This window comes from Leptospira alexanderi serovar Manhao 3 str. L 60 (genome assembly GCF_000243815.2).
Taxonomy (GTDB): domain Bacteria; phylum Spirochaetota; class Leptospiria; order Leptospirales; family Leptospiraceae; genus Leptospira; species Leptospira alexanderi.
Window position 1 is genome coordinate 1 of record NZ_AHMT02000055.1, and the last position, 7507, is coordinate 7507.

Below are 7507 nucleotides of genomic sequence, written 5' to 3' on the forward strand. Positions count from 1 at the left end.
GATTTGACGGAATCTGTCCCTAGTACGAGAGGACCGGGATGGACGAACCTCTGGTGTATCAGTTGTTTCGCCAGAAGCAACGCTGAGTAGCTATGTTCGGCCGGGATAACCGCTGAAAGCATATAAGTGGGAAACCCTTCTGAAGATAAGATCTCCCTGGGACGCAAGTCCCCTAAAGACCCCAAGAAGATGACTTGGTTGATAGGTCACAGATGTAAGTGTGGTAACACATTCAGTCGAGTGATACTAATCGGTCGTGAGGCTTGACCATATTACGAAAGTCTTGAGGACACTCAAGACCTTGCTAATATTCAACAACGCCGTTTGAAATCGCAGTATATATTGTATTAGAATTAATTTATGTGAGCCAGGCAGCAGTGTCTGGCTTTTTTGTTTTAGAAGGTGTCATCTTGATTGTGTAAATGACTTGTGAAAAAAGAAAAAGTAACAAGGATAAAGCAGTATGAGCAAACCGAAGAATCGAGCGGAAGAACTACTCGATGAATTAATCAAAGGTAAAACCCCCGAAGAGCTGATCGGAAACGAAGGCCTCTTAAAACAACTCACCAAATCACTTGTTGAACGAGCGATGCAAGGAGAGATGACGCATCATCTTGGATATGAGAAGCACGATAGCTTGGGCAATTAACACAGGCAATTCAAGAAATGGAAAAAGTAGTAAGAAGCTCAAAGGAGACTTTGGGACAATTGACTTGGAAGTACCGAGAGATAGAAACGGAAGCTTTGAACCTCAGATAATCCGGAAAGGACAGACACGATTTACGGGCTTCGATGAAAAGATCATCTCGATGTATTCACGCGGAATGACAACTCGAGAAATATCTCAACACCTGAAAGAAATTTATCAAGTTGAAGTCTCGGCGGATTTAATTTCTCAAGTAACGGATTCCGTAATGGAAACAGTGATCGAATGGCAGAATCGACCCTTGGATAAAGTGTATCCGATTCTCATCATGGATGCGTTGATCGTGAAGGTTCGAGATGGCAACCACGTCGTGAACAAAGCCTTCTATTTGGCTTTAGGAATCAATCTACAGGGCACAAAGGAGAGTCCAAAATTCTGCGTCTAAACGGGGATTTGTGCTAAAATTGGCGGTACTCCTTTATGTAGAGATCAGTAGGAATCAATCTACAGGGCACAAAAGAGATTCTTGGGATCTGGGTAGAACGCACCGAAGGGGCAAAGTTCTGGCTTCAGATTTTAACCGACTTAAAGAATCGAGGCGTTGAAGATATCTTAATTGCTTGTGTCGACGGATTGAAAGGATTTCCGGATACAATCATATCAGTTTTTCCTAATGCACAAGTTCAACTTTGTATCGTTCATATGGTTAGGAATTCTTTGAAATGGGTTTCTTACAAACAGAGGAAAGAGTTGGTAGTCGACCTAAAGGCCATCTACAAATCTCCATCGGAAGAAATTGCTAAGAAAAGCCTTGATGATTTTTCAACCAAATGGGACAGTCAATATCCGATGATCAGCAAGTCTTGGAGAAGTAATTGGGATTCGGTGATTCCTTTTTTGGCCTATCCACCTAACATTCGTAAGGCGATATACACTACAAATGCTATCGAATCTATGAATATGGGCTTAAGAAAATTATCAAGAATCGGGTTCGTTTCCGAACGATGAGGCGGCAATCAAGCTTCTCTATTTAGCTTTGAATAATATGTCTAAAAAATGGACCATGCCGATTCAAGATTGGGATGACGAGCGATCCTTAGAGAGCCGAGTCGCTCGAGTTCAAGCGATGAATCAGTTTTCGATTCTTTTCGGAGATCGATTGAAATTGGATTCGTTTTAAGAAAGTTATTTACACAGGATTCCTGACACTACCATTATGAATTGTCCTTCATTAACATATCTTCGTTAAATATACTATTAAGGGAAAAAACAGGTTCTTTTTTTTCGATTTTAGCTTTTTTATCAATTATTCTTTTATTAGATTTTTTCTCTTTTTCATTATAATATTCTTCTAATCTATCGATTTGATATAAGATTTTAGCTTTGACATTTTTATCTTTGAAATAATCTTCAATTTTAATTTCAGATAATGTTTCGTATACATCTGCCCTATAATTATAATCTAAACAGAAAGAATCTGTTACAATCTTCTCAAATTTATCGGTTATTAAAGTAGATTTATTATTTAAATATAAGTCAAACTCCTTTTCAAAAACATCGGAAAAACTGAAAAAGTTAAATAATGAATCTGAATCATCTATGTTCTTAAAAAGAATTTCTAAAATTTTATAAGGATACGTAACAAAGATTTTTACTTTTGTAATTATGTGCTTAAGTAAGTTTATTTCTCCCTCTTCAATAAAGTCCATAAAATCTACACTTTCTAAGAATTTAATAATTTTATTTTGAACGGATCGGTATTGAATTGGATCAAAACTTTCCGAAATTTTATATAATTTATCAATATTTGTTAATGGATTGATTTCTACACAAGGCAAATTTAAATTCTTTTCAAACCATATAAATTCTATTTTTAAATTAACAAGTGAATCATAATTTATGAGTAATTTTTCTAGTATGATAGAAACCATTTGCGATTTTTCTTCTGTGATTAAGTGTTCTTTTATAAACAAAAGGGTATTTATATTTAAAGTTGTTTCAATAATAGCATTAATAATAACACTATAATTCAAAACTTCGTCTATTAAAAAATCTTTGATTGATGGATTATGGAATTCAATATATGGAGTTTGATTTCCATCAATTTTTGTTAAAGTAAATGTTCCTTCGATTTCTTTTAATAATTCAACAAATAGTTTTTTAGATTCTATGTAGAGATATTTTGACGCATGAGATAATAGTTTTTCATATTCATTATTTAGACTTTTTAATAAACAATTTCCATCTAAACATAAAAAAACTATTAAAAGTATCCTAGCTTCATTCGATATGAGATTTCTAAATACATCTCTCCAAACTTTATGTGGATTATTTAGATTTTCATAAAATTCTTCTATATATTTCCCCGATGGAATTCCTACCATTTCTCTTGTCATCGCACTAATTACTCTGGGGTTATAATTTGGATGATTAATTATTTTTTCATAAGAATTATTAACTAAAACCATTCGTATATAATCATTTGTTATGTTTTTAGAATAATATAAATGATTATATAGTATATATGCTTTTGATTCTATACTATATTTTTCTAGTTCTAGGATATATTTTGTAATTCTAAACATCTCAGATTCTAACAATTTGGGGTATTCGTGTATTGCTTGTTGTAAAATATATTCTCTAGTTGTAACAATTAAATATTTATCTTTCGATCTTTGTACTCTTTCTATAAAATCTAAATAATCGCGTGACCTACCTTGCATAGTATCATAACGTAAAAAATTCTCCCCAAGAAAATCATCAAAATATAAGACCATACCATTTTTGGAATTTTGAGTAAGTAGCTTTTCACCTTCAATTATATTTCTAATTATTCGAATATCGAATTTGTCCTTTATAAGTTCAAGTATGAGGATCTTAGATAGTGTGGTTTTTCCAATTCCAGGAATACCAGAAATAATAATCACCTTCTGTTCTTTTAGAATTTTTATTGCTTCAAAAAAAGCATTACTCTTATAGTAAAATACTGCTTCTTTTTGAATGCTCATTAAAAAATCAAATGACCTACTTTCTAAATATTCATTTTGAATTAATTTTAATAAATCTGTACTTTGAAACCATAATTTGTGATGTTTAAGTAATATATCTATATTATTATAAAGGAAATCATTTAAACGTGACCCATTAATTATATGCAAATCTCCATTAGGCATCCATTTATGAAATTTATTCTTTATATAATCTATTAAATTTACACTTGGATCTGAGGAAAATACAAAATAAAATTCTTCAAAATCTATTTTTACAATTTTTTTATATTCCTCATCTATAATTTTCTTAGTTAAATTTTTTATTCTTTTGCATTGAGCAATTATTCGATAATCTTTTGATACGAAGTAGCGTAAATCTATTCCTTGATCTTTACCTTCAGCGAAATTAAGCATCTCTATATTTAACATTTTATTCAATATGTCTTTTGCTAACATTTGAAAATCTAGCCAAGATAAAGATTTTTCAAATATAAAATTCATGTTTATTAATGGTTGTTCTGAACTCAAAGGGTTTTCTTGGTATTAAGGAAAATGTTAAAACGAGCTTTAGTGTCTTTATTTTCATGTTTTCTCTAAAAGTTAATTTTTTAAACAAAATCGCAAAATGTCGCATAACGAATTATACTTTCCGACGTCGCAGAGCCGGAGTGAGGAAACGCAATACAACCCAGTTTTTAAATATAATTAAACTAACTCAATTATTTTAGAATGTAGACCGTTTCTATTTCTTTAGTAAAAATTTCTTGGAATGGAGCCACTCGTGAATCGTTCATAACCAATTTATCAATCATTTTATCTACGTGACCAATAATAACAATCCATTTCCCTTGATCTTGTTTTGGTGACTTCCTCTTTGCCAATGCAGGAAGGCCATTGTCTATAGACAGTTTAATTAGCTCCTTTAAATTACTTTGATCACTTTTTATAAAAGAACTTTCGAAGTTTTGATTATATTCTTTATTAGCTAAAACCAAGATAGTATTTAAGTCTACTGTTCCTCTAATTGTACTATTCACAATCCAATCCATAGTTATGTTTTTGTAAACATACGTTAAAACCGGTTTCAAGCTATAACAGAAATCTTTATATTCTTGATCAGTTTTAAAATCAACGACAACACTTTTAGTTTCTGCCATTACGGATGTAACGAAAAATAGAAAAAGTAAGAAAGACATTATTCGAATCATTATAGGCACCCTTGCTTATAAGTAATTAAAGTCAAATATTTCGTTCAAATAAATAATCGTTGCATTTCGTATAAACACCTAATACTGATCTCTACATAAAGGAGCACCGCCAATTTTAGCACGAATCCCCCGTTTAGACACGGAATTTTGGACACTCTATTATGTAGGGATGAGTAACAACCAAATATACGAATGTTATAAAGACACACTATTCAATCAACCCAAACTTAACAAGAAAACCCATCATAACAGGCGACTCGACTTTCCTCACGAAAAACAAGTATGAAACATGTATTGTTTCGTTATCTAAAAATCTACTCCAGTGTAACCTAAATTTTTGGGACTGAATATACTATTTTCGCTTATTCAAAATCTTTTCGGCGGCCTCCTTAATTCTTGCATTTTTTGACGTTGTAAAAATGGATTCGAGGTAGTAGGACTAAATTCTCGTCTCCATTTTGGAATCATATGATAGATTGCCTTTTTTCTACGCTTTCTTACTTTTACGTTAGGCGACCGAATTGGTGCCGCAATTTTGATTAGGTCGTCTTGTAGTTGGTTTATTTCAGTTTTAATCGAAGAAAGATCGAGATTCTTGTAAATGGATTTTATTTCCAATTTATTTACACTTGGAATTTCATTTCTCTTTAAAACTCTCTGGAACGGTGTTTTTGGAGTATCGTATTTTCGCATTGATTTGGATCCGATGCGGTGTTTTTCTTTTAACATCATAACTGGCAAGATGTAAGTAACGTGAGTTCGGTGTAAGGAGCAAGTAAAAGTTGTAAATTGTCTTTGGATCTCAAATTCAAAGAAGGTTTTTTTGGAAAAAAAGAAAATGCAACTAAACCACTTAGAGCCGGTCTCAAAACTGCTTGTACTGAGAAAGCATAATAATATCAATGTGAAATGGACAAATATTATTCAGAGATACCCGATGCCCTTTGGCAAAAAATCGCATCTTTTATCCCTAAAGAAAAAGGTCAATCCCCAAGGAGGGCGCAATCGTGTACCTGCAAGAGTGGTAATGGCAGGGATTATCTATCGAATGAAAACGGGATGTCAGTGGCGTGCAATTCCGAATGACTTTGGGTCCGGTCAAACTTGTCATAGAAGATTTCAAGAATGGGAACGAGCGGGAGTATTTAAAAAGATCTATAAATCTATTTTAAAATATTATGATATGAAGAATAAGATAGCATGGGACTGGGCTTTGATGGATTCCGCAATGGTTAAAGCTCCCAAAGGGGGAGCTTAACCGGAAAGAACCCTACAGACCGTGCCAAATTAGGGGTTAAACGGCATATTCTTACGGATGGAAATGGTATTCCTTTGGCAATTACGTTGACTGGAGCTAACGTTCATGACAAACGCGGTGTAAAAGATACGTTGAATTCAATCTTAGTTTTTTCCGGAAGAAAAAGAAAAAAACCGAAGCATCTTTGTTTAGATAAAGGTTATGACTTCAAAGATATAGAAGCATTCATCAAGAAAAGAAACATTCGGGATAGAAAAGCGGAAAATTATCTGGCATCTCTTTATCTCGCAAGCTCCATCATTGCTTTTAACTTCTTAATAGGTAGTTTTGAGACCGGCTCTAAATAGATTAACAGCCCAATTGAAAAAGCTTCGATGTCTAGTATGTTGAATCTGACAGATATTTTTGAGTTCATCATTTACGGATTCAATGATAGCTCTTTTTCTTAAAAGAATTTTATCAACTAAGGGCATTCATTTATTTTTCATATTCTTTTTAAGTTTTGTAATGAGTTGAATTCCCTTTTCATAAAGACTTTCAAACAAAGATTGACTGATATAACCTCTATCTCCGAAAAGTTTACAGCGCATCCCAAAACTTTATTGAACTTCCCCCGAATTAGTGGACACGGTCGTGCAAAAGAAAAAGGATCAAAGCATGGCTCGTAAAACGCAATACGATGAAGAATTTAAGAAGAACACGGTTGAGCTCCTGGTAAAGTCCAGGAAATCCATGACCCAAATATCAAAAGATTTGGGAGTCTCGATGAATACCTTGATAAACTGGAAGAAAAAGTATCTGACGGATGATGGCCCGTTCCAAGATGAACTTCGAGCAGAGAATGAACGTTTAAGGAAAGAACTCTTGGAAGTAACGGAGGAGAGGGAGATTTTAAAAAAGTCCGTGGCCATCTTCTTGAAACCAAGGAAATGAAATATACATATATAGAAAAGAATCATTTCCCAGTAAAGAAGATATGCAAGATTCTGAATGTATCCAAGAGCGGCTATTATGATTGGTTGAAACGAGAAGATAGCGAAAGAGTAAAGTCAAATCAAGAGTTAGACGAAAGAATTCGCCGTCTATTTGAAGAGCATGAGGGTAGGTCTGGATATTTACGAGTTCATCAAGACTTACGATCGGAAGGGATTGTCGTATCTAAGAATCGAGTTTACAGAAGAATGTATAAACTGGGTTTAAAAGCCGATCGGAAGCGTTCTTTTCGTCCTGTGACCACGAACTCGAAGCACAAACTTCCTGTTGCTCCTAATCTTTTGGATCAAGTTTTCAAGTCGGATGGATTGAATCAGATTTGGCTCTCAGATATTACTTACATACCGATCAACGGGAAATGGATTTATCTATTTGCGATCAAAGATCTTTTCAATCGAGAGATCATTGGTTG

The 7507-nt window shown here is 33.5% G+C and carries 6 protein-coding genes, 1 rRNA gene and 3 pseudogenes; 6 read left to right on the forward strand and 4 right to left on the reverse strand.

Going from position 1 to position 7507, the window contains the following annotated elements; genetic code table 11:
• Both LEP1GSC062_RS19135 and LEP1GSC062_RS22540 read left to right on the forward strand, forming a co-directional pair.
• Nucleotides 1–271, forward strand: a 23S ribosomal RNA gene (locus tag LEP1GSC062_RS19135); the annotation flags it as partial.
• 192 nt (nucleotides 272–463) lie between these two features.
• Nucleotides 464–1826 (forward strand): annotated as a pseudogene (locus tag LEP1GSC062_RS22540) (IS256 family transposase).
• 34 nt (nucleotides 1827–1860) lie between these two features.
• On the opposite strand, the gene LEP1GSC062_RS19150 reads toward LEP1GSC062_RS22540, so the two are convergent.
• The 3 genes and pseudogenes from LEP1GSC062_RS19150 to LEP1GSC062_RS19160 form a co-directional block, all read right to left on the reverse strand.
• Entirely contained in the window at nucleotides 1861–4164 is a 2304-nt protein-coding gene (locus tag LEP1GSC062_RS19150) for an nSTAND3 domain-containing NTPase (protein WP_020985205.1), read from the reverse strand.
• Between the two features lie 191 nt (nucleotides 4165–4355).
• Nucleotides 4356–4793: a hypothetical protein gene (locus LEP1GSC062_RS19155; RefSeq protein WP_139357291.1), complete on the reverse strand. Its 438-nt coding sequence runs from the start codon at nucleotides 4791–4793 to the stop codon at nucleotides 4356–4358.
• A 403-nt stretch (nucleotides 4794–5196) separates the two neighbouring features.
• Nucleotides 5197–5588: pseudogene (locus tag LEP1GSC062_RS19160) on the reverse strand (ISNCY family transposase); the annotation flags it as partial.
• Between the two features lie 193 nt (nucleotides 5589–5781).
• Here LEP1GSC062_RS19160 and LEP1GSC062_RS25985 point away from each other — a divergent pair.
• Both LEP1GSC062_RS25985 and LEP1GSC062_RS25990 read left to right on the forward strand, forming a co-directional pair.
• Nucleotides 5782–6102 carry a transposase gene (locus LEP1GSC062_RS25985; RefSeq protein WP_425268442.1) on the forward strand — a complete coding sequence of 107 codons (321 nt, stop codon included), beginning with the start codon at nucleotides 5782–5784 and terminating at the stop codon, nucleotides 6100–6102.
• 47 nt (nucleotides 6103–6149) lie between these two features.
• The gene (locus LEP1GSC062_RS25990; RefSeq protein ID WP_425268443.1) at nucleotides 6150–6449 is read left to right on the forward strand and encodes a transposase; all 300 of its coding nucleotides are present in this window, start codon (nucleotides 6150–6152) and stop codon (nucleotides 6447–6449) included.
• Here the strand turns inward: LEP1GSC062_RS25990 and LEP1GSC062_RS25130 are convergent.
• A pseudogene (locus LEP1GSC062_RS25130) lies at nucleotides 6417–6701 on the reverse strand (transposase); the annotation flags it as partial. The gene LEP1GSC062_RS25990 and the pseudogene LEP1GSC062_RS25130 sit on opposite strands and share 33 nt — an antisense overlap.
• 58 nt (nucleotides 6702–6759) lie before the next feature.
• Here LEP1GSC062_RS25130 and LEP1GSC062_RS19180 point away from each other — a divergent pair.
• Complete coding sequence (locus LEP1GSC062_RS19180) at nucleotides 6760–7035, forward strand: transposase (protein ID WP_020985199.1); 276 nt, start codon at nucleotides 6760–6762, stop codon at nucleotides 7033–7035.
• On the forward strand, nucleotides 7032–7507 hold a 476-nt coding region (locus tag LEP1GSC062_RS25135), incomplete at its 3' end, for an IS3 family transposase (RefSeq protein ID WP_020985206.1). The genes LEP1GSC062_RS19180 and LEP1GSC062_RS25135, both read left to right, overlap by 4 nt.

Coding starts and splice junctions, on each gene's coding strand:
- LEP1GSC062_RS19155 (WP_139357291.1), bottom strand. CDS start 4,793: ATGGCAGAAACTAAAAGTGTTGTCGTTGATTTTAAAACTGATCAAGAA.
- LEP1GSC062_RS25985 (WP_425268442.1), top strand. CDS start 5,782: ATGCCCTTTGGCAAAAAATCGCATCTTTTATCCCTAAAGAAAAAGGTC.
- LEP1GSC062_RS19180 (WP_020985199.1), top strand. CDS start 6,760: ATGGCTCGTAAAACGCAATACGATGAAGAATTTAAGAAGAACACGGTT.